The organism is Acinetobacter defluvii, assembly GCF_001704615.3.
GTDB classification, from domain to species: Bacteria; Pseudomonadota; Gammaproteobacteria; order Pseudomonadales; family Moraxellaceae; genus Acinetobacter; species Acinetobacter defluvii.
Map to the genome: position 1 here is coordinate 1,426,896 of NZ_CP029397.2, position 22,897 is coordinate 1,449,792.

General features: G+C 36.0%; 21 protein-coding genes and 1 pseudogene. 13 read left to right on the forward strand and 9 right to left on the reverse strand.

The window, feature by feature from the left end; all coding sequences use genetic code 11:
• The first annotated feature begins 80 nt into the window (after positions 1 to 80).
• From DJ533_RS09100 to DJ533_RS09115, 4 genes are all read left to right on the forward strand, one after another.
• A complete protein-coding gene (locus DJ533_RS09100) occupies positions 81 to 845 on the forward strand; it encodes an alpha/beta fold hydrolase (protein ID WP_065992274.1) in 765 nt (254 codons plus the stop codon).
• Positions 846 to 1,191: 346 nt separating this feature from the next.
• The gene (locus tag DJ533_RS09105) at positions 1,192 to 3,318 is read left to right on the forward strand and encodes a sensor domain-containing protein (RefSeq protein WP_065992275.1); all 2,127 of its coding nucleotides are present in this window, start codon (positions 1,192 to 1,194) and stop codon (positions 3,316 to 3,318) included.
• Between the two features lie 389 nt (positions 3,319 to 3,707).
• Positions 3,708 to 4,769 carry a 3-deoxy-7-phosphoheptulonate synthase gene (locus tag DJ533_RS09110; protein WP_065992276.1) on the forward strand — a complete coding sequence of 354 codons (1,062 nt, stop codon included), beginning with the start codon at positions 3,708 to 3,710 and terminating at the stop codon, positions 4,767 to 4,769.
• 211 nt (positions 4,770 to 4,980) lie between these two features.
• On the forward strand, positions 4,981 to 5,184 hold the full coding sequence (locus tag DJ533_RS09115; RefSeq protein WP_065992280.1) for a hypothetical protein: 204 nt from the start codon (positions 4,981 to 4,983) through the stop codon (positions 5,182 to 5,184).
• A gap of 143 nt (positions 5,185 to 5,327) precedes the next feature.
• On the opposite strand, the gene DJ533_RS09120 is transcribed toward DJ533_RS09115, so the two are convergent.
• The 7 genes and pseudogenes from DJ533_RS09120 to DJ533_RS09150 form a co-directional block, all read right to left on the reverse strand.
• On the reverse strand, positions 5,328 to 5,864 hold the full coding sequence (locus tag DJ533_RS09120) for a DUF2058 domain-containing protein (protein ID WP_065992282.1): 537 nt from the start codon (positions 5,862 to 5,864) through the stop codon (positions 5,328 to 5,330).
• 15 nt (positions 5,865 to 5,879) lie between these two features.
• Positions 5,880 to 6,554 (reverse strand): YoaK family protein, encoded by a 675-nt coding sequence (locus DJ533_RS09125; RefSeq protein WP_065992287.1) that lies wholly within the window; start codon positions 6,552 to 6,554, stop codon positions 5,880 to 5,882.
• 46 nt (positions 6,555 to 6,600) lie between these two features.
• Positions 6,601 to 7,797 (reverse strand): serine/threonine transporter SstT, encoded by a 1,197-nt coding sequence (sstT, locus tag DJ533_RS09130; RefSeq protein WP_065992290.1) that lies wholly within the window; start codon positions 7,795 to 7,797, stop codon positions 6,601 to 6,603.
• 163 nt (positions 7,798 to 7,960) lie between these two features.
• Positions 7,961 to 9,709 (reverse strand): SulP family inorganic anion transporter, encoded by a 1,749-nt coding sequence (locus tag DJ533_RS09135; RefSeq protein WP_065992291.1) that lies wholly within the window; start codon positions 9,707 to 9,709, stop codon positions 7,961 to 7,963.
• A gap of 292 nt (positions 9,710 to 10,001) precedes the next feature.
• A pseudogene (locus tag DJ533_RS09140) lies at positions 10,002 to 10,422 on the reverse strand (hypothetical protein).
• Between the two features lie 82 nt (positions 10,423 to 10,504).
• Positions 10,505 to 11,377 (reverse strand): NAD(P)-dependent oxidoreductase, encoded by an 873-nt coding sequence (locus DJ533_RS09145; RefSeq protein ID WP_065992292.1) that lies wholly within the window; start codon positions 11,375 to 11,377, stop codon positions 10,505 to 10,507.
• Between the two features lie 3 nt (positions 11,378 to 11,380).
• The gene (locus tag DJ533_RS09150; protein WP_065992293.1) at positions 11,381 to 12,478 is read right to left on the reverse strand and encodes an alpha/beta fold hydrolase; all 1,098 of its coding nucleotides are present in this window, start codon (positions 12,476 to 12,478) and stop codon (positions 11,381 to 11,383) included.
• 138 nt (positions 12,479 to 12,616) lie between these two features.
• Here DJ533_RS09150 and DJ533_RS09155 point away from each other — a divergent pair, with 138 nt between their 5' ends.
• The 9 genes from DJ533_RS09155 (at position 12,617) to trpB (ending at position 20,529) form a co-directional block, all read left to right on the forward strand.
• Positions 12,617 to 13,804 carry an O-succinylhomoserine sulfhydrylase gene (locus DJ533_RS09155; protein ID WP_065992299.1) on the forward strand — a complete coding sequence of 396 codons (1,188 nt, stop codon included), beginning with the start codon at positions 12,617 to 12,619 and terminating at the stop codon, positions 13,802 to 13,804.
• 96 nt (positions 13,805 to 13,900) lie between these two features.
• A complete protein-coding gene (locus DJ533_RS09160; RefSeq protein ID WP_065992301.1) occupies positions 13,901 to 14,230 on the forward strand; it encodes a YbaB/EbfC family nucleoid-associated protein in 330 nt (109 codons plus the stop codon).
• A gap of 11 nt (positions 14,231 to 14,241) precedes the next feature.
• A complete protein-coding gene (gene recR / locus DJ533_RS09165) occupies positions 14,242 to 14,838 on the forward strand; it encodes a recombination mediator RecR (RefSeq protein WP_065992305.1) in 597 nt (198 codons plus the stop codon).
• Positions 14,839 to 15,176: 338 nt separating this feature from the next.
• The gene (locus DJ533_RS09170; RefSeq protein ID WP_065992445.1) at positions 15,177 to 16,313 is read left to right on the forward strand and encodes a ribonuclease D; all 1,137 of its coding nucleotides are present in this window, start codon (positions 15,177 to 15,179) and stop codon (positions 16,311 to 16,313) included.
• Positions 16,314 to 16,471: 158 nt separating this feature from the next.
• On the forward strand, positions 16,472 to 16,777 hold the full coding sequence (locus tag DJ533_RS09175) for a YcgL domain-containing protein (protein ID WP_065992447.1): 306 nt from the start codon (positions 16,472 to 16,474) through the stop codon (positions 16,775 to 16,777).
• Positions 16,770 to 17,186, forward strand: a complete 417-nt coding sequence (locus DJ533_RS09180; RefSeq protein ID WP_065992306.1) for a hypothetical protein — start codon at positions 16,770 to 16,772, stop codon at positions 17,184 to 17,186. The genes DJ533_RS09175 and DJ533_RS09180 overlap by 8 nt, the downstream gene beginning before the upstream one ends.
• A gap of 20 nt (positions 17,187 to 17,206) precedes the next feature.
• Positions 17,207 to 18,058: an AAA family ATPase gene (locus DJ533_RS09185; protein ID WP_065992307.1), complete on the forward strand. Its 852-nt coding sequence runs from the start codon at positions 17,207 to 17,209 to the stop codon at positions 18,056 to 18,058.
• Between the two features lie 15 nt (positions 18,059 to 18,073).
• Positions 18,074 to 19,261 carry a vWA domain-containing protein gene (locus tag DJ533_RS09190; RefSeq protein WP_065992308.1) on the forward strand — a complete coding sequence of 396 codons (1,188 nt, stop codon included), beginning with the start codon at positions 18,074 to 18,076 and terminating at the stop codon, positions 19,259 to 19,261.
• Between the two features lie 59 nt (positions 19,262 to 19,320).
• Positions 19,321 to 20,529 carry a tryptophan synthase subunit beta gene (trpB, locus tag DJ533_RS09195; RefSeq protein WP_065992309.1) on the forward strand — a complete coding sequence of 403 codons (1,209 nt, stop codon included), beginning with the start codon at positions 19,321 to 19,323 and terminating at the stop codon, positions 20,527 to 20,529.
• Positions 20,530 to 20,612: 83 nt separating this feature from the next.
• Here the strand turns inward: trpB and DJ533_RS09200 are convergent, their stop codons facing one another.
• Both DJ533_RS09200 and DJ533_RS09205 read right to left on the reverse strand, forming a co-directional pair.
• The gene (locus DJ533_RS09200; RefSeq protein ID WP_065992310.1) at positions 20,613 to 21,044 is read right to left on the reverse strand and encodes a CBS domain-containing protein; all 432 of its coding nucleotides are present in this window, start codon (positions 21,042 to 21,044) and stop codon (positions 20,613 to 20,615) included.
• A gap of 401 nt (positions 21,045 to 21,445) precedes the next feature.
• A complete protein-coding gene (locus DJ533_RS09205; RefSeq protein WP_065992312.1) occupies positions 21,446 to 22,717 on the reverse strand; it encodes a mechanosensitive ion channel family protein in 1,272 nt (423 codons plus the stop codon).
• Positions 22,718 to 22,897: the final 180 nt, after the last annotated feature.

The window sequence follows — 22,897 nt, forward strand, 5'->3', positions numbered from 1 at the left end:
GATACAATAAATTGTTGTTCAAATTCACAGATGTTGCGATGATAACTGTTCTTTGCAGTAATACATGATTTGGACGTTCTATGTTATTAAATTATCAATTCCATCAACCGAAACACGATCAGCAAAAAATACCTCTGGTGCTTATACATGGTTTATTTGGTAGTTTGAGTAATTTAGGCGCAATTGCACGTGCTTTATACGAAAAATATCCTGTGATTCAATTAGATGTACGTAACCACGGGCAGTCCCCTCATGCCGATGAAATGAATTATGACGTGATGGCGCAAGACATTTTAGAAACATTGGATCATTTGAATATTCAACAATTTTCAGTTATTGGGCATAGTATGGGCGGTAAAATTTCGATGAAATTGACCGAACTTGCGGCTGATCGTTTACAACAGTTAGTCATTTTAGATATAGCACCTTATGCTTATCAAGAAAATCACCATGATCAAATTTTTAAAGCATTATTCGCAGTCAAAGATGCCAATATAAGCAGTCGTAAAGAGGCGACTGAAATTATGCATAACTATTTAACAGAGGAAATGGTGATTCAATTTCTTTTAAAATCATTTAGTAAGGGACAGTGGTTATTTAATGTCGATGCATTATTTGCACATTATCATGATATTTTAGGATGGGTAGATATTAAACAATGGGAAAAGCCGACATTATTTATTCGTGGTGCAAAGTCACCATATATTGGTAAAGATATATATTTAAACGCTATTCATTCACAGTTTGAAAAAGCAGATATACAAACAGTGGATAATGCAGGACATTGGTTACACGCAGAGCAGCCTGATCAAGTACTTAATCATATTTTTAAGTATTTAAAATAAAATAGTTTTTTGGTTAATATTGAGTAATATATCACTTAAGTTATGTTTAATTATCGAAGACATAACTTAAGTTTTTGTGTTTAATTTAAAATTAGAATTAGAAAAATATTTTTTATCGTATGGTAAAATGTGATATATTTGGTATAAGTTTATAGTTACCTACATTGTGTAGGCAAAATCAACTGTGTGAATGCGCTTAAAACAAGAAATGAGTATATACAAGTTTTTTAAATCTATTTATATTTAATATCGGTTGAATATTAGATAAAATCCTATTTATTAATATATATTCTTGAAATAATATTGATAAATATAAACCTAATCTCTATTTTGCAAAAGGATAGTTATGGCTATGTTAGATTTGCCTTACGATTCACAAAAGAATCAGACAGATGCATCACAAGCAGCTAAACCGGTTGTCAAAACAGGGATTAGCGATGATGTAAAACAAAGTTTAGACTTGCTCCCGCATTTGATTTGGATTCAACGAGGAGATGCGAGTTATTGTAATAGCAGTTTAAAAGATTATATTGGTGCAGAAAGCCAATTCATTCCTTACTGTGATTTACTCAAATGCATTCATCAAAAAGATGCTGAGCACTTATATAATCTTTGGAATATTGCGCAAAAAACAGGGCAAAACTTCGAAAAAGAATGTCGTATCTGTGATGTGAATGGTGATTTTCAATGGTTGTTATTGATTGCCAAAAGCCATATTTTAAATACGGAACAGTTTGATTGGACGGTTACATGTACCAATATCCATGAGCGTGCTGTGTTGTTACGAGAAACAACAGAGAGTTTACGTGCACATACTGATATGCTTGATGTGAGTGTGGATTGCATTAAAATTGTACGCCCAAATGGAACAGTTTCACATATGAATCGTTCAGGCTGTATCGCATTATTAGGACAAGAAAAAGTTAAAAAATTTGATATGGAATGGTTGAGTCTTTTACCGCCAGAAGTGCGAGATAAAGGGCAAATTGCCATCACGTCTGCTGCAAAAGGTAAAAATGCGCGTTTTGCTGGGATGAGTGGAGAAGGTGAGGGTCGACAATATTGGGATAATATTTTAACTCCAGTAGTGAATGAAGAAGGTGAAACAACGAGCATTTTGTGTGTTTCACGTGATATCACCTTACAGCGAATTGCAGAAAATAAATTGCGTATTAGTAGTGAGCGTGATGAGTTAACAGGTTTAATGAATCGACGTTTGTTTAAACAACAACTTAAAAAGTCTTTACTTAAAGCCAAAAATAATAAGCATATGCTCGGCTTAATGTTGATTGATTTAGATCATTTTAAACATATTAACGATACACTTGGTCACCCTGCTGGGGATCATTTACTTCGAATTTTATCAAAACGTCTAAGTCATAGCTGTGATGAAAATACCTATGTCGCTCGTTTAGGTGGTGATGAGTTTGCTGTGGTTGTAAATCATGTAGAAGATATCGAGCACTTTAAACAAGCAGCACAAAAAGTTTTAAAACAATTAGACCGCCCAATCACTTATACAGGTAAATTGATCAATGGCGGGATGAGTATTGGTTGTGCAATATATCCTAATGATGCAAAAGAAAGTTCAAATCTTCTTAAATTTGCCGATACAGCTTTAAACAACCTCAAAGAAGGTGGGCGCGGTGGAGTACGTTTCTTTAATCAAGAAATGTTGGATATTACTATTCAAAAAGCCAAGCAATTAGAAATAGCACGTCAAATTGTCCGTGAAAATAGTATCGAACCGCATTATCAACCTAAAGTAAATTTAGAGACCGGCAAGATTATTGGTTTTGAAGCATTACTGCGTTGGAGAGATCTACAGAATAACATTCAATTACCAAGTACTGTTGCAGAAGCATTTAACGATTATGAGCTGGCTACAAAAATTGCTGAAACTATGCATGGTAAAATTTTTGATGATATTGCACTTTGGATTCAACAAGGTCTAGCCGTTGTACCTGTATCGATTAATGCTTCGCCTGTGGAGTTTATGCGTGATAATTATGCAGAAATTTTACTCAAACGGCTTGAGCAATATCAAATCCCTCATCATTTAGTTGAAATTGAAATTACTGAACATATTTTAGCTGAGCGTGGCTATATTTATGTAGCACGTGCTTTAAATAAACTGAAACAAGAAGGTGTGCGAATAGCTTTAGATGATTTCGGTACAGGACATTCCTCTTTAACACATCTACATGATTATCCAGTAGACACTTTGAAAATAGACTGCGGTTTTGTACATCGTATGAATAGTGAATTACCGATTCATGCAATTGTGCAAGGTATTTCCCAACTGGGTCCAATTTTGTCTTTAGACATTATTGCTGAAGGGATCGAAACAGAAGAACAGCTTGAAAGTCTGAAACAAGTGGGTTGCAGTCTTGGGCAAGGCTTCTTGTTTAGTCGTGCAATAGATGCATCCCATGTTGCTGAGATGTTAAGCAAAAACCATTTGGACATATAAAAGAGTTAATTTTTTAAAAAAGTACTTGTCAAATGTGGCAAGTCCGAGTATTTTAATTTTATAGATTTTTTTATGTGAATAAAATGCGAGTTAAACCTTTGATCAATAACGTATCTTATTATTTTTGGCAGTTCTTTAAGTAATTGCCTGAATACGTTTGGGCAAAAAAGTTGCCCTTCAAAGTTAATACCTGATCGGCAACACCGATCAGGTTTTTTTATGCATTTAATTTTTAGATTTTTGGAGAATATGATGAACACATTTAACACTACATACTTTAGCTACTTTTATTGGTTTAACTTTAATCAAGTGATGATGCGTATTCTGCAATCGAATAGACCCCATAAGCTCAAATAAAAGATTGGACTTGAAGTCCCAAGGAAATCATGATGAACATGTTAAATCAGGCTTTACAACAAACCAGCAAAGTAGAAACACAACTCAGCACACCGATTCAATTAAAACAACAATTTCCGTTAAGCCATTCTTTTGCTATGCAAATCGCAGAGCATCGTCAAACCATTCAAAATATCCTTGCTGGTAAAGATCAGCGTTTGCTGGTGATTACAGGGCCTTGTTCGCTGCATGACCCTATTTCTGCTATAGAATATGCACAAAAATTAAAACACTTACAAAGCTTAGTGTCAGATCAAATTTTCCTTGTAATGCGTACATATATTGAAAAACCAAGAACTACAATTGGTTGGAAAGGTTATATGTATGATCCAGATTTAGATGGTTCTTCTCACTTACAATTAGGCTTAGAAAAATCACGTGAATTATTTTTAAATATTATCGAGATGGGTTTACCGATTGCCAGTGAAATTTTAAGCCCAATGGCAACAGCTTATTTTGATGATTTATTGGCGTGGGGTGCAATTGGTGCGCGTACCAGTGAATCACAAATTCACCGTGAAATCTCAAGTCATATGCCTTTTGCAATAGGTTTCAAAAATGGGACAGATGGTTCAATTCAAATCGCTTTAGATGCCATTCAGTCTGCCACACATTCACACCAATTTATGGGAATGGGACAGCATGGCTTGCCATGTGTGTTAGAAAGTACAGGTAACCGTTTGGCGCATTTAATCCTACGTGGCTCAAATTCTGGTTCCAACTATGATTTAAATGCCATAAAAGCCATTCGTGAGCGTCATCAAGGTGCTTTACCTGCATTGGTGATTGATTGTAGTCATGGGAATAGTGCTAAAAATCCATTCCAGCAGCCAGAAGTGCTCATTCAAATTATTCAAGAACGTCATGAAACGCATGTACGTGGCGTGATGTTGGAAAGTCATTTGGTGGATGGTCAGCAGAAAATTTCTGATAACTTGGTTTATGGTCAATCCATCACCGATGGTTGTTTGGGCTGGAGCAAAACACAAGATTTACTATTGGTGACACATGCACAATTGCAAAGCTTAACAACAAAGCATAAGTCTTGTGCTTAGTAGATTATTTGTAAAAAGCTAAGTTTTGCAGTATTTTAGGAAATACTGCAGAATTAAAAAATAATTATATTTCAATGCATTAAATAAAATTAAACGGAGTAATATATCCATGTTATACTATTTAAGTATTTAATATAGCCGATGTGCTTAGATGAGAAATATTAAATAGTCTATATACTTTAACTCATCAAAAAATTGATAGGAGCAAAAAATGCCTCTTAAATTCATACTTCGTTTTGCAGTGATCTTGTTCTTTGTTGTGTTGTTAGATGCACTCGTCATCCAGTTTTTATTTTCAGGTTCAACTGTAGTTATTCTATGGATTTTGACTGTACCTGTTATTCTGGGTATCCCTATTCTTATGTCAGTGTTGTTGGCTTCTGATGAGGAAATGGAGATTCCTAAGAATATTTAATCGCCAGATGTAGCTGGTTGGGAAATACAGCCTAGGTTTTTATTTGCTTGTATTTCCTTAGATGAGTTTGCTATTTAAAAAACCAGTAAATCCTTAAATTTACTGGTAGAAAGATTTAAATATATTAATAGTAAGATACTGATTTACCACATTAAATCATCAGGAATCACATATGCTGCATATGGGTCTTCTTCATCAGTGGTTGCTTGGTTGTTTTCAGTATTATTTACAATAATAAAACCTGCCATTTTTTCATTAATACGTTCAGCTAAAGCCTTGGGTAAAAATGCATAGCTATTATTTTCCTTTGCAATAACTAAGCTACCAGATACAAGTGCATTGTAAATTTGTTGATTAATATATACTTTTTTAATTTTAGCCGCATCAATGAATTGATAACTGATTTCACCATCCGTGTCTTTAATTTTATGTTGAGAAATCATTTGAGAAATCGCTGCAACAAGAGCTTTCTCATCTAAAACACGTTGTTTTTCTTGGTTTAGTGCTTGGTCTTTGGCAAGTTTTTGTTGTTTATCTTGCTCGATTTTGGCTTTCATTTCAGCGTCATTATTTTGACCTGTACGCTGTTCATGCTGTGCTTGTTTCGACAACTTTTTTGCCTTTTTGTTATCGACTAAGCCCGCTTTTAATAACTGAGCTGCTAAAGCATTTTTAACCATGTGAACAACCTACTTTTATTTGCTAAGATAATGAATACGAAAATAAATCAACCAGTACATGCAGCTTAAGCCAAAACTTAACAGCGCAGGAATTAGGAAGGTATGTAATTTTAAATAAGGATATGCCCATGTGGCAATTACTCCACCTAAGATAAATCCAACTAAAATGAGTAAATGTAAAATTACTCTTTTTCTTTCAACGCTTAAACCTCTAAATAAATAGCCTAAAGCTAGTCCTAAATCCGTTAATACACCCGACAAATGAGTTGTTCGAATAATTGCACCTTGATAATGGCTGACCATTGCATTTTGAATCCCCATTGCCGCACAAGCCCACAGCAAACCATAGCGTGGATAATCTGCGCTAAAAAACCAGCTAAATAAAATAAATAATGCAACTAAACTTAAGGGCAGACCATAACGGCGACCAAGCTGAAAATGGCTATTTCCCAAAATAAAACCACTGTAGCTAGAACCGAGTACATAACTTAGGATCACCAAAGTTAAGAAAATAATATTCGACAAATCGCCATGGATAATGCTCATTGCAAGCATACTGGCGTTTCCTGTCATATGTGACACAGATTGATGTAATAGGGTAATTAAGCCGATTACATTAATCATACCTGCATTGAGAGCAAGCATAAAAGCACCGAGTTGGATCCAAAGCGGGAGTTTTTGAAAAGGCATGAAACTGACTGAATCAAAAAAATATTTGATTCAGTATAAGAGCAGTTTATTTTTTAGCAAGGTCTACAGCAGCAGTAAACAATACATCGGTAGAGGAATTTAGTGCAGTTTCAGTTGAATCTTGCAACACGCTGATCACCATACCAATCGCAACGACTTGCATAGCGATTTCACTTGGAATACCAAATAAACCACATGCCACAGGAATCAATAATAAAGAACCGCCAGCAACTCCTGAAGCACCACATGCAGTCACCACAGCGACCACAGATAAAATCATCATTGTTACAAAATCTACATGAATGTTTAGGGTATTCACAGTGGCTAATGTTAGTACAGTAATAGTAACGGCTGCACCTGCCATATTGATGGTTGCCCCTAAAGGTATAGCAACACCGGCAGTAGCTTCATCGACACCCAAACGCTTCGCTAGGTCTAGATTCACAGGAATATTTGCAGCGGAGCTACGTGTAAAGAATGCGGTAATTCCACTTTCTTTTAAACACTTTAATACCAAAGGGTAAGGGTTACGGCGCATCACGAGCGCTACCAACAATGGATTAATTACTAAAGCGACAAAGAACATCGTTGCAACAAGTACTGCAATTAAATGCGCATAGTTTTCTAAAGTTTCTAATCCTGCTTGAGCAAAAGTTGCAACGACTAAACCAAAAATACCAATCGGTGCAAGGCTAATTACAATACGAATAATCGAGTTAATTGCCTCAGCAACATCTGTTACCACTTGTTTGGTCGTATCTGAGCCATGACGTAAAGCTGCGCCTAATCCAACCGCCCAAGCCAGAATGCCAATGAAGTTCGCTTCAGACAGCGCTGTGATAGGATTGGTAATAAAACTTAAAAGCAAATTTTTTAAGACTTCTGAAACACTACCAGGGGGTTGTAATGCAACCTCAGAAGCACTGGTAAAAACTAAAGTGCTTGGAAATATAAGGCTTGCAAATACAGAGCTAAATGCTGCTAAGAGCATGCCAGCCGCATATAACATTAAAATAGGTTTCAACTGACGGTTGCTTTGCCCGACTCTAAAATTTGCAATGGATGACATCACCAAGACAAATACTAAAATCGGCGCAACAGATTTTAATGCTTTAATGAAAATGTCACCTAAAATACTGACATATGCAGCCGCATCTGGAAAAAGATATGCAACTATAAAGCCAAGTACAATGGCAATAAGAATACGTGTAACTAAACTTAAACGTGCTAGGGCAGCGAACATAGTGAAACCTGAGTTGCCTTAAACTGGGCTAAAATCAATAAACAAGCCTACTATTCTATACCTAAAACTTCTCATAAATTGAAACAATTTCATATAAAAAATAAACCATTAAAAAATATAAAAATTTTTAAAAACCAAGGTTAATCGATTGGGTGATGAGTGATCATTTAGCCTCACTTTTCCTTGCACAAAAGGTTTGTGCATCTAATTCATACATAGCTTGATAATGAGTTAAATAGAGATTACCACTTAATTCTTGCAGTAATTTAGAGATTTTTAAGCGATCCATGACAGGTCCTTTGACTTCGGACAAATGTAGTTGAATCTTTAACTTGGTGAGTTCTGCATTGATATCTTCTAACGCTTCCAACGCACTAAGATCGATATTACTGATACTAGAACAATTCATCACGACATGATGTAAATCTTGATTTTTGCTGACTTCGGCAATAATAAATTCTTTTAAGGTATTGGCATTTAAAAAAGTTAAATTTTCATCAATACGAATCGAAATAATGTTGGCACTGGTAACGACTTCATGTCGGGAAATATTTCTAAAATGTTGAGTCCCTTCCACCAAGCCAATCACGGCGATATGTGGACGGCTAATTCTCCAAAGAAGCAATATAAAAGTTGAAACAATACCAATAATTAAACCTGTGGAAATATCAATGCACAGCACACCAAAAAAAGTAACCCACATGGCGATGCCATCGGCTTTTGAATAACGCCAAGCTTCAATGAAAGGTTTAAAATCCACTAATTTCCAAATAGATACAATGATTGTTGCGGCTAAGGCTGCAAGGGGTAATGCTTTAAAAATTCCAGTGAAATATAAACTCACAATAATAATTAGGAGGGAAGATAATACTCCCGCCATAGGCGTTTTTGCACCTGCATCGGCATTGACCACGGTACGAGATAAACTTCCTGTGACAGGGAAAGAAGAGCTAAATCCTGCACTTAAATTTGCCAAGCCCAGTGCAACCAACTCTTGGTTACTATTTAACTCACTTCGCTTTTGAAATGCGGTAGCCTGTGCAATCGAAATCGATTCTACAAAACTTACCATTGTGATCATGGCAGCACCAGGAAGAAGCTGAATCACTAAATCCCAAGACCAAAATGGCATGGAAAGCGGTGGGAATCCTGATGGAATTTCCCCAACAGTTTTTAATCCAAGCTGTTCTAGAGGAAAAAATTGTACCAAAGCAATCGAAAAAAAGACTAAAAATAATGGAATAGCTTTATTAATAAAAATAATAATATTTTTATTTAATTTTGCCAAAGAAAAGCCAATCAGTTGAGGGGCATAGATCAACAATAAAATCGCACTCATACCAAAAACTAAAGTAGGAAAATGAATGAGTGCAATATATTCAAAAGTAGATTGTGCAAATTCAATAATATTTCCAGATTTTAAGGGAAGATTTACCAAGAACTTGAGTTGGCTTAAAGCAATTAAAACTGCTGAAGCGATAATAAAACTTTTAATGACAGGATGGCTGATTAAGCGAATTAAAAAACCAAATCTAAAAATACCGAGTAGAGTGGAAAGGATACCGACCAGCACTGCCAATAAACATGCAGCTTGAATATATACAGGCGAGCCTATCTCATATAAAGGTTGTAAAGTAGCGAATGTCATCATTGAGATCAATGCCACAGGTCCAATCGACAAAGTTGGACTGCCCCCGACAATTGCATAAACAATCATCGGTAGAATACTGGCATATAAACCTGTAATAGGTGGTAGGCCTGCTACCATTGCATACGCCATGCCTTGAGGAACGAGCATTGCAATTACAATCAGCGCCGCAAGTAAGTCTGCTTTAAAGGATGGAGCATTATAATGTTGAAGCCACTGCCAAGCAGGAAAGATCGAACTCAATTTGAACTGAGTCTTAGGCATAAAAAAACCTATATCACATTTATGTATATATTATGCAGAAAAAATGCTAAGAATTATAGTCCAAATTTAATACTATTATGAAAAGCATGTTAATAATTAAATAGAGCTTAAAAAGTAGACTTTGGTTACATTTAAAGCTGGGAAAATTAAGATAGAGTTTTTTATACGTTTCCTACTTGCGTATGCTGTAAAATTTTAGATATTTAACAAGTCAATAGGTTTGATATTAATGATTTGTTTAAAGTTTATACAAGGTTTCATTTAGAATAGAGTTTAATAGGGGCTTAGTAAGCTACAGCGGGTTTTCACGGAGTAGTTTGGGCAAATTGAGGTACAAATTACTGTACCGATGATTGAAGCGATACTCCGTCTCTTTAAGATGCAGATAAAACATTTTCTTGTCAATTCCATTGAATTTAATTAAACACTTTTTTGCATATCCCCAAAATGATTCAATCTTATTTACCACGAACACGACGTGCCCTAAAGTAAGATTCATCAAGCTCAACGACACCTTCAAAAGGAGAAATTTTTTCATAAGCTTGGGCTATTTTATGATTTTTGATGAAGATTGAATTGATAGATCGGACAGAAATATTGGTTAATTCAGCGGTGTCAGTAGCAGTAAAATTCATGGCAAAAAAGCGAATAATCTGTCTGAATTTCGCTTCTATAATTTTAGAACGTAAATAGTATCTATTTTTATGTTTCATATTAGGAAGTTACCATATAATTTAGATATGTTTACTTCCTAAGCCCCTAAGCAATTACAGCTCTATTTATTTCTCTGTAAAATTATTCTAAGGTAATTTTACTCCAAGATTCATAAAGTTTTACTGCGGTAGAAAAATCACTATCTGGCTTTGCCAAAGCATCTGCAGCTTGAATTAAGCTTTGCGTTAAGCCAATTACAGGCGCTGATAATTTTGCTTCTCGGATTAAATCTATGGCAATGCCTGTGTCTTTAGCCAAAAGTGGTAGGGCAAAAGTCAAAGGAAATTCACGGCTGAAAATACGTTGTGGTAATGCAGTTTCGGTAACGCCACTTTTACCACTCGAAGCATTAATACAAGCTAAGGCTTCATTTAAATTCACACCATGTGCTTTAAGGGTAGTAAATCCTTCGGCAGCTGCACACAGGTGGACTGCCATCATCATATTGTTAATGGCTTTGACGGCAAAACCTGCACCAGAGCCACCTACAAGTTTGATAAGTTTGCCCATCGCTTGCATGGCTGGTAGCGCTTGTTCAAATGCACTTTGATCTCCACCCACCATAAAGGTCAGCGTTGCATTTTCTGCGCCAACGGTTTGTCCACTAACAGGTGCATCTAAAAAATAAACATCTTGCTCAGCCAAGTATTGTGCTTGCTTTTTGGCAGACTCCGGTACACCACTGGTACAGTCCACCCAAATACTGCCTTTTTTAAGATATACTTGTGATAAAATATCATCAACTTCTTGACTGGTGGGTAAACAAGAAAAAATCACATCTGCCTGAGCGGCTTTTTGTAAATCAACAGCTTGTGTCCCATATTCAGCTGCATGTTGTTTGGCTTTGTCCTGATTTCTATTCCATACATAGACGTCATTAAAATGTTTAGGTAAGTGCGCAGCCATACGATAGCCCATTGCGCCTAAGCCAATAAATGCAACTGATTGGATCATTATTTAGTCCTTAAATTTTGTTGAACGTTCATCTAACCATTGGGCAAGCTTTGGCCAAAATTCTTCAGCACTTTTTAAACTTGACATCAGTCCCAAATGCCCACCAGGAATTAGAGTAAACGTGACATCACTACTGTTTGTCAATTGGGTCAAAGGCTTAACCGAGGCTGCTGTGACCATTTGATCATTCATTCCTGCACCAACCAAGAGAGGACAATCAATATTTTTTAATTCAATGATTTTATCTCTTAATTGAATTGTGCCTTTTTTTAGTGGATTTTGCAGCCAAATATTAAACAACATGTCTTGGTTTACACCGCCAGGATAATCAATCATGTGATTTAAAAAATTACCCAAAGTTGCATGTTCGTGTAAAAGTTGTTCGTTGTCTAGATTTAATAAAAGCTGTTTATGTCCTTCATACCAACCTTTTGGGTCTAAAACTTTAAAACCAATTGCATTTAAAATCCCAGGTGTATGGAGTACTTTTTTAGGAATAATGCCATGATAGATAGTTTTTTGAATTTTAAGATTTTTAGATAACAGCATATTGAGATGTTTATATAACTTACCAATACCGCCTGAGGAATAGCTGTCAATCGGACTACCTAAAACAATCAAGTTTTTCACATAATTTGGTTGTCTTAGTGCTGTATAAAGCAGCACAAAAATGCCTGCCATGCTCCAACCATGTAAAGAAATTTGGTCGCTTTTAGAATGTTCACGAATTCTGTTTATACAATATGGAATTGCTTCATCAATAAAGTTTAAGAAATTAAGATAACGATGTTTGTAGCTTAATTTCCCCCAATCCAATAAATAAACATCAAAACCTTGTTCCGTAAAATATTTAATTAAAGAACGGTAAGGGTATAAGTCGTATATCGCCATATTAATCGCAAGTGGTGCAACAAAAACCAGCGGTTCTTGGTATTTTCGTTCAGTTGCTGCATAAAAACGGATTTTGGCATGATTATATTGCGCAATCACTTCATAGGGGGTACTTTGCGATAAAACTAATGATTTACCATTGAAAATACGTCTAGATAAATTTTTAATTTTGCTCGAACGGACTTGAGAAATACTCTTTAATTGTTCCATAAGGCGTTTTAGTCCAGAAATCATAAAAGTTTGATCGAAGTCTAAGCGATAATTTCACATTATACCTTGACCTTAAATACATTAGACGCTCAAAATGTTAGCAATACTTTACAAAGGCAGTGGATCACTGAATTTAACATGAGCCATCAAAACAACAGAGAATACCAACTTGATACATTAGCAATTCGCACAGGTCATACACGTAGTTTTGAGGGCGAGCATAGTGAGCCAATTTTCCTAACGTCATCTTTCGTTTGTGAAAATGCGGCTGATGCTGCTGCTAAATTTTCAGGGCAAATTGAAGGCAATACCTATTCGCGTTATACCAACCCAACGGTACAGGCTTTTGAAAAACGTTTAGCAGTTTTAGATGGCGCAGAACGCGCAGTGGCAACCAGTTCAGGTATGGCAGCGGTACATGCAGTATGTATGGCATATCTTAAAGCGGGTGATCATGTGATTTGTTCACGTGCAGTGTTTGGTTCAATTATTTCTTTATTTGAAAAATATGTAGTTAAATTTGCAGTTGAGGTCACTTTTGTAGATTTGGAAGATTTAGACGCTTGGAAAAATGCTATACGTCCAAACACACGGTTACTTTTCATTGAAACACCTTCAAACCCATTGGCACAAGTGGGTGACATGCAAGCCATTGCGGATATTGCCCATGCACATGGTGCATTGTTTGCTGTGGATAATACTTTCTGCACGCCTGTTTTACAGCAGCCAATCAAATTTGGTGCAGACTTAATTGTATATTCATCCACCAAATATATTGATGGTCAAGGTCGTGCATTAGGGGGGGCAGTTGTTGGTAAAGATACACTTGTTGAAGAAATTAATAGTGTGATCCGTACCTTAGGTAACTCGATGAGCCCATTTAATGCATGGGTATTTTTGAAAGGTTTAGAAACCCTTAGTTTACGCATGAAAGCACATTGTGAAAGTGCTCAAAAACTTGCAGAGTGGTTAGACGCACATCCAAAAGTTGAAAAAGTTTATTATGCAGGTTTAGCACATCATGCAGGGCATGAATTGGCGAAAAAACAACAATCAGGTTTTGGTGGCGTGGTATCTTTTGTTGTGAAAGGTGAGCGTGAAGGGGCATGGACAGTGATTGATCACACTCGTTTCTTATCCATTACCAGTAATTTGGGGGATGTAAAGTCAACCATTACGCATCCTGCAACGACTTCTCATGGCAGAATGACTGCTGAAGCAAAACAAGCAGCAGGTATTGTTGAGGGGCTTATTCGTGTATCTGTGGGTTTAGAAAACATCGATGATATTATCGGTGACCTTTCTCATGGCTTAGATTTAATTTAGAATCTGTTTGAATGCAATATATTGTATGCTCAAGTTTAAATTTTATTTTAGACTTGCGAAATGAAAATTTGAATCACTTTATGTTCGGAGAATTTTATGAACATTAATATGCTCATGCAGCAAGCTCAACGCATGCAAAAAGAAATGGAAAACAATGTTAAAAAGGCAAAAGAAGAGCTAGCTCAAACTGAAGTTCATGCCGAAGCAGGTGGTGGTTTAGTGAAAGTTACAATGACTTGCCGCAATGTCGTAAAACGCATTGAAATTAGCCCAGAATTATTACAAGACGATGCAGATATGATCGAAGACTTGATTGCTGCTGCGATCAACGATGCTGCACGCCAAGCTGAAACTGTATCAGAAGCTAAAATGAAAGAAGCAAATGCAGGCATGGGTTTACCACCTGGTCTTGCTGGTATGTTCTAAGGACTGCCTAGGTGTTTAGTAACCGTTTTGATCAATTGGTACAAGCTTTAAGAATATTGCCAAGTGTTGGGCCAAAGTCGGCGCAGCGCATGGCATTGCATTTGATTATGAAAAATCAAGAAGGTGCACTCGCTTTGGCCCATGCTTTAAATGAAGCGACTTCTTATATTCATGAATGTCGCATTTGTCATTCTTTAACCGAAAATGAAATTTGTGATATTTGCCAGTCTACAGAACGTAATGATGAGATTTTATGTGTGGTCGAGTCGCCTGCGGATGTGATGGCAATTGAGCAAAGTGGTAGTTTTAAAGGAAAATATCACGTTTTAGGTGGACATTTATCGCCTTTAGATGGAATTGGACCTGAAGAAATTGGAATTCCTTATCTTGTGCAAAGGTTGTCAAATGGGCAGATTCAAGAGGTGATTTTGGCAACCAATGCTACTGTTGAAGGGCAAGCCACTGCACATTATTTGGTGGAAGCAACTAAACATTTAGGACTTCAAATGACACGTATAGCGCAAGGTGTTCCCCAAGGGGGCGAGCTTGAATATGTGGATAGTCATACCTTAAGCCAAGCGGTTCACAATCGAATGCAAATGAAATAAGCACACGCTGTGCTTATTTTTTGTGAGAACATTTGAATTCGCTATCCTGTAATATAAATGTTTACAAATGTTCGTCAGAATTATAATTTAAAATTTGCATTTTTATGTCACGATGCCTATAAATCAAATTGAAGTGATTGTTTTTAAGCAGTATTTGAATATAAATGAATTTATAGAAGACTAAGTTCTAAAAACTATTTGTCAAATGCATGTGTTGTATTGATACTGCTGAAAAATATAACTTTTGTTGTAAATTACTTTAAAAATATTATATTTATATTTTATATATTAAGGTAAAATCAACATTCATCTAAATGCAACATTTGACGCAAACAGGCATGTTTCAATTTATTCATCAGCAAAACGAACTTGATCACGTTATTCATTTAATGCGTCAAAGTTCAATTTATGGGCTAGATACTGAGTTTATTAAAGTCGATACTTTATGGCCAAAACTTGGTGTGTTTCAAATTAATGTTTGTGATCAAGTGTTTTTACTTGATGGCACGACATTGGATTTGTCAGCATTTTGGGCGTCCATTTATCAAGCTGAACAAAATGTTTTTCATGCGTGTAGTGAAGATATTGATTTGATTTATCATTACTCCCAAAAAAGTTGTTTAGAAAATGTCTTTGATACGCAAGTGGCGATGTCTTTTTTAGGACATGGTTTGCAGGTTAGTTATCAGTCTGCTTTGAAAACAGTTTTAAATATTGATATTGATAAAGATCAAACGCGCTCAGATTGGTTGGCACGTCCATTAAGCTGTAAACAAATGAATTATGCTGCAAATGATGTTTTATATATCATGCAGTTAGCCACTGATTTAAAAAAGCAATTAACTGATAAAAATCTTTATGAATGTGTGGTTGAAGATTGTAACCATTTAACTTTTGAAATTGCACAAGAAACGCCGAAAGACAAACTTTATTGTGATATTGGTAATTATCGTCATTCACGCAAACAATTAATGCAATTACAACAATTAAGTTTGTGGCGTGAAGAGTTAGCAAAAGCTTTAAATCAACCACGTAGTTTTATTTTGAAAAACTCAACCATGAATGATTTGGTTGAGAAAAATCCAAAAAATAATTTTCAGTTATCACACGCTAAAGATATTCGTCCTCATATTGTGCGTGAACACGGTAAGACGATTTTAGATTTATTGAAGTTTTTGCCAAATATAGAGGAGTGGCCTTTACGTATTGCACGTCCTATTAAGCATTCTTCACAAGAAATTGCACAGGCAATGGATGATTTGATTTTAAATACAAGCATTGAAATGGATATTCCTAAAGAAGTCATTATGCGTAAAAAGTGGTTAAGTGCGTTGTATCAGCATGTAGTGTTTCAAGGTGATGAGCAGGATTTACCTCGTTATTTGCTGGGTTGGCGTTATGACATTCTGACTCAGCCATTGCTTAAAATATTGTCTAAAGATAAACAATATTTAACCACTCAAATGGAAGTGTAGAATTTTATTGAATACTTGAATAAAAGATTAAAAAATGAATTGGTCAAAGAATTTACAAACAGCATAAAATAACGACTGATGCGTTAACAAACGCTAATGTATCCATTGTTTTTTTCATGTATGCTGTCGCTTGAGTTTTAGTTATGCCGTTGAATAAGATGCACTGTGATATTTATAAGTCGAGCAAAAAAGATGAAATGTATCTTTATGTGGCTCGTCCGAATCATTCAAATGAAGCTGAGAATACAGATCCATTAGCGGTTTTGTCTGAGGCTTTGCGTGTTGCATTTGGTCGTGCAACGCATGTGATGCATTTGGAGTTAAGTGAATCTCGTAAACTTGCACGCGTGAATGTTTTGCATGTGATGGATTCATTACAAACCAAAGGCTACTTTATTCAGATGCCGCCAGAGGGATTAATTAATCCAAATGCGGTAGAACCAGAGGGACTGCGTGGTGCTTGAACAGTTATCAGGAATATGGGCAAATTTCCTCAACCTATTTGATTCTATACCAGAAGACAATATTGCGATCACCGTCTATATTCTTGGAACACTGATTATTTTAAGGTGTTGGTATTCGATTGCAAAACGATTACCTTCGCCAGTCGGTGGGATTACATGGATTATTGTATTTGCAATCATTGCAACCCCGACAATTTCAGAAGGACCTAACTCTGCGATTGCACCAGCATTTTTTGGATTGTTATTTGGTGTTTTAACCAAAGACTCTCCATTGATTTGGTCAAATGCAGCATTGATTACTTTTGTGATCGGTATTGGCTTGGTTGTTGGCTTTTTTTGGTCGAAATACAAAGCAAATAAAAAATCAGTGCAAGAACCAACTGCGACTAAAAACATTTCGCCACTTTAAATAAAAAATAAAGGTTAATTATGTCTGTTGAAGCTCAACAATTTACAGGTACAGCGCAATATATCGCGACTGATAGTTTGAAACTGGCGGTAAAAGCTGCACGTGCGTTACAAAAGCCACTTTTGGTCAAAGGTGAGCCGGGCACAGGTAAAACTTTACTGGCTGAACAAGTTGCTGAAAGTTTAGGTCTTAAACTCATTACTTGGCATATTAAATCAACCACCAAAGCCCAACAAGGTTTATATGAATATGATGCGGTATCACGTTTACGTGATAGCCAGTTGGGTGATGATCGTGTTTATGATATTAAAAACTATATTAAACCGGGTAAGTTGTGGGAAGCTTTTACCAGTGAAGAACGCTGTGTTTTATTGATTGATGAAATTGATAAAGCAGATATTGAATTTCCAAATGATTTGTTGCATGAGCTCGACAAAATGTCATTTTTCGTCTATGAAACAGGCGAAACCATTACTGCAACACAACGCCCAATTGTGATTATTACCTCAAATAATGAAAAAGAACTTCCTGATGCGTTCTTACGTCGTTGTTTCTTTCATTATATTGAATTCCCTGATGAAGCAACCATGCGTGAAATTATTGCGGTACATTTCCCTAAAATTTCATCGACTTTGGTTTCTGAAGCATTACAAGTTTTCTTTAAGCTTCGTCAAGTGCCGGGTTTGAAAAAACCACCTTCAACTTCGGAACTTATCGATTGGTTAAGTTTATTGATGGCAGACGATATGCCTGAAGATATTTTGCGTAATCATGATAAGTCTAAAGCCATACCACCTTTATATGGTGCGTTGATTAAAAACGAGCAAGATGTGCAATTGCTTGAGCGTTTAGCCTTTATGTCACGTCGTTAATAGGGGGATCGCCAGATGTTTGTGCGATTGTTTTATACCCTTAGAAAATATGGCATACCTGTTTCAACCCGTGAGTTGATTGATTTAAATCAAGCTGTTGCAGCAGGTTTGGTATTTGCAAGCCAAGAGGATTTTTATCAACTTGTAAAAACAGTGATGGTCAAAGATGAGCGATTCTTTGATAAATATGACCGTGCCATGAAAGACTATTTTGAGGGGATTCAGACCTTCGATGTAGATGATTTATTGAGTAAAGTCCAAAATTTACCCAAAGATTGGTTTGATTTAGAGTTATTAGAAAAGCATTTAACGCCTGAACAGCGTGCCGAGTTAATGAAAGCAGGCTCGCTCGAAGAGTTGATGAAAATGTTGGAAGAGCGCTTGCGTGAACAACATAAAAAACATCAAGGTGGCAATCGCATGATTGGTACAGGGGGGACATCGCCATTTGGTGCATTCGGAGATCATCCTGAGGGTGTGCGGATCGGTGGACCAAGTCGTAAAAACTCTGCGGTGAAAGTTTGGGAGCAACGTAAATATCAAAATCTAGATGATGAGCAAATATTGGGTACCCGACAAATGCAAATGGCTTTGCGTCGTTTACGTAAATTTGCTCGACAAGGTGCTGCTGAAGAACTCGACATTCAAGGTACGATTTATGAAACCGCAAAGCAGGGTATTTTAGATGTACAAATGGTGCCTGAACGCCGTAACCGCATCAAAGTTTTGATGTTATTTGATGTTGGGGGGTCAATGGATGCACATATTGCCCAATGTGAAAAATTATTTAGTGCTGCGAAAACTGAGTTTAAGACTTTAGAATACTTTTATTTTCATAACTGCTTATATGACTATGTTTGGAAAGATAATTTTCGCCGTTCATCTACCCGAATGAATACGTGGGATTTGTTCAATACTTATGGTAAAGATTATCGGGTCATTGTTGTCGGTGATGCGAGTATGGCACCTTATGAATTAAGATCAGTTGGTGGCTCAGTTGAATACATGAATGATGAAGCTGGGGAAGTTTGGCTACGCCGTCTGCGCAATCATTTTGAAAAAACAGCATGGTTAAACCCAGAACAAGAAAATTATTGGCATTACACTCAAACCATCGGTTTAATTAAACAAATTTTTGAAGATCATATGTATCCAATGACGCTAAAAGGGATAGAGGATTTGACTAAATATTTATCCCGTTAGACTGGAAAATATTTATAATTTTGATTTAGTTTAAACACTTATGTGATCAGAGGAATAAGATGACACATCAAATTAATGGTATTGCCTTACCCAATGAAGATGGTTTTTTTGGTGAATATGGCGGTCAATTTATTCCACCACATCTAAAACAAGCAATGGATGAAATCAATGTGGCATATGAAGAAATTCGTCACACTGAAGAATTTCAAAATGAGCTTGCTGAGTTATTTGCACATTATGTCGGTCGTCCAAGTCCATTATTTCACGCAAAACGATTGTCTGAGCAATTAGGTGGTGCACAGATTTATTTAAAACGTGAAGATTTAAACCATACAGGTGCGCATAAAATTAACCATTGTTTGGGCGAAGCTTTGCTTGCTAAATATATGGGAAAAACCAAAGTCATTGCTGAAACGGGTGCAGGACAACATGGCGTAGCACTTGCAACAGCATGTGCGTTGGTTGGGATTCCATGTGAAATTCATATGGGTCAAGTGGATATCGAAAAAGAACATCCCAATGTTGTAAAAATGAAAATTTTGGGTGCAAATCTAATCTCTGTGACACGTGGTACTGCAACTTTAAAAGATGCTGTGGATAGTGCTTTTGAAGAATATTTAAAAGACCCGAAACACTTTATTTATGCGATTGGTTCTGTAGTCGGTCCGCATCCATTTCCGAAAATGGTGCGTGACTTCCAATCCATTATTGGTGATGAAATTAAAGTTCAGACCAATCAACGTTTTGGTGCAAATCCTGACTATGTCGTGGCTTGTGTGGGTGGTGGTTCAAATGCAATGGGTGCATTTACTGCATTTTTAAATGAAGAAAATGTCAAACTTGTCGGTGTTGAACCTGCTGGGCATGGCTTGGAAACAGACCGACATTCAGCAACTTTAACTTTGGGTAAACCAAGTCAGCTTCATGGTATGGCATGCTATGTACTTGAAGATGAACATGGCGAACCTCTACCAGTACACTCGATTGCTTCAGGGTTAGATTATCCTGGTGTAGGGCCACAACATAGTTTCTTAAAGGATTTAGGGCGTGTTGAATATTCAACAGCAACAGATCAAGAATGTTTAGATGCTTTTATGACTTTATCACGTGTTGAAGGCATTGTACCTGCGTTGGAAAGCTCTCATGCAGTCGCTTGGGCAATTCGTGAAGCGGGTAAATTACCAAAAGAGACCAAGATTGTTGTAAATCTTTCAGGTCGTGGCGATAAAGACTCTGATTTTGTTGCAGAAAAATTAAGGTTGAACTGATTTTTAGTTAAGTTAATAAACCTAGCTTTGGCTAGGTTTTTTTATGCAAACTTGAATTGATCTCAATATATTTATTCAGATTATTAACCTGAAATATATTGTTTTAACTGTTCAATCAGTTGGCGTTGATCTTCCATGGTTGCTTTGACAAGGTCACCAATAGAAACAAAACCGATTAATTCTTCATTTTCAATCACAGGTAAATGACGGAGATGACGATCTGTCATTAGACCTAAACATTCTTCTACAGTATTGTTACGTGTAACAGAAATCACTTTTGCTGTCATAATTTCTGCAACAGTGGTGTGATCAGAAGTACGTTGCATAAGTGCAATTTTACGTGTGTAATCACGCTCAGATAAAATCCCAACAACTTTTTCATCCTGAGTGACCACTAATGCACCAATACCTTTATTTGCCATGATCGTGATCGCTTCAAGAACAGTATGTTCAGGTGAAACCGTAAAGATTTCTTGTCCAATTTTATTGTGAATGACTTGAGCAACGGTGGTCATAATTATTGTTCCTTTCGATTTTTATTGCACTCTTTTAACTTAGCTTTATTTTAAAAGAATGCAAATACTTTCATATGACAATTTCAGAAAAAAACAATATTTTGTTTAATCTTTCATCAGAAAGATTTGGATTTTCTGATAAATGGTAAAATCATAATTTTAAGCATACGCAGATTCAAAAGATAAATGCAACATATTTGTAATCGGTCGAGAAAATTAGGGGCATTACAGCCGCTTCATTTTTAACTGGCAAGTGTAAATATACTCAGGAAAGTTCTCGTTGGATTTTTCACTGTGACACTTGTGAGTTGAATCTGCTAAAAATAAAAATCTGAATTTTTTAATTTATACAATTATTTGAGTTCTCATTGCACCCCAACAGAGTGCAATGAGAATTAGATTTAAGATGAAAACATCTGCTCATTTTTTTGATCATGATTTTGAGGGTATAATGCTTGTAGGTCTGTGCCGGATGGTGCTTGATAAATTTTCAAGCCAAACTCTGGCAAGATTGCCATTAAATGATCAAAAATATCGGATTGAATCATTTCATAGTCGCCCCATATTGTGGTGTTTGCAAAGGCATAAATCTCTAATGGTAAACCTTCACTCGTCGCTTGCAACTGACGAACCATAATGGTTTGGTTTTGAGAGATGCCTGAATGTTGCTTTAAATAAGCGGTTACATAGGCACGGAAAGTCCCAATATTTGTTAAACGACGTTGATTAAAAGCAGCATCATTTAAAAACTGTTGATTAAACTCTTTTAGCTCATTCTGTTTTTCATCTAAATAGTCACCTAAAAGTAAAAAAGATTGTAACTTTTTCTGCTCTTGTGCACTCAAAAAATGGACGCTGTTTTGGTCTATGAAAATAGAACGTTTAATCCTTCTCGCACCTAATTGCTTCATACCACGCCAGTTTTTAAAAGTATCGGTCACTAATTTATTGGTAGGAATGGTAGTAAATGTTTTATCAAAATTTTGGACAGTAATTGTATGTAATGACATATCAATGACATCACCATCAGCATTTAAAGAGGGCATTTCGATCCAATCACCTATACGAACCATGTCATAAGATGAAATTTGTACGGAAGCAACTAAAGATAAAATCGTATTTTGAAAAACTAACATCAATACTGCGGCCATTGCACCAAAGCCTGCGAGTAAACTAAAGACATCTTTTTTCAGGAATGTACCTAAAATTAATAAAGCACAAACAATATAAATAATCAGTTTAACCAACTGCAAATAGCCTTTAATTGGCTTGTTACGTGACTTCGGATTCTTTTGATAAACTAAATTAAAAATACTTAGACATTCACTAATTGCTAGGGCAATGGTTAAAAATATAAACGCTTGTCCAAGCATTTGAATCAGTGTGATAACTTTTTCAGATAAATGTGGAACCGTAGGAATCCCATTAATGATGACAATGGCTGGAACAATATTCGCAACTCTTCGAATAACATTGTGTTCTGATAAAACCTCACTATTTGCAAATTTTAATTTTAAAATAAGCTTTCGAATACCACGAACTACAACTTGTTTCGCGATAAAATTTGCCAATACAGCAAAAAAAACCAGAAGACTGAGCGAGGTCAACATTTCTAACCATGGATATTGATCTGACCAATCCTGAATATTTTGGATAAAAGCAAACTTTTCCAAAAGAGAAAACCTCTATTTTATGTGATAATTGTTATTCTATTGATTTATAATGACAATATCTTTTTTGATAACGATATAGCTACATTTAGTTAACTTTTCTCACTTAAAAATGATTTTTTAGTCAACGATTATGAATGTAAGTTTTTATATTTAGCAAAGACCGATGAGGAAAATAAAGAC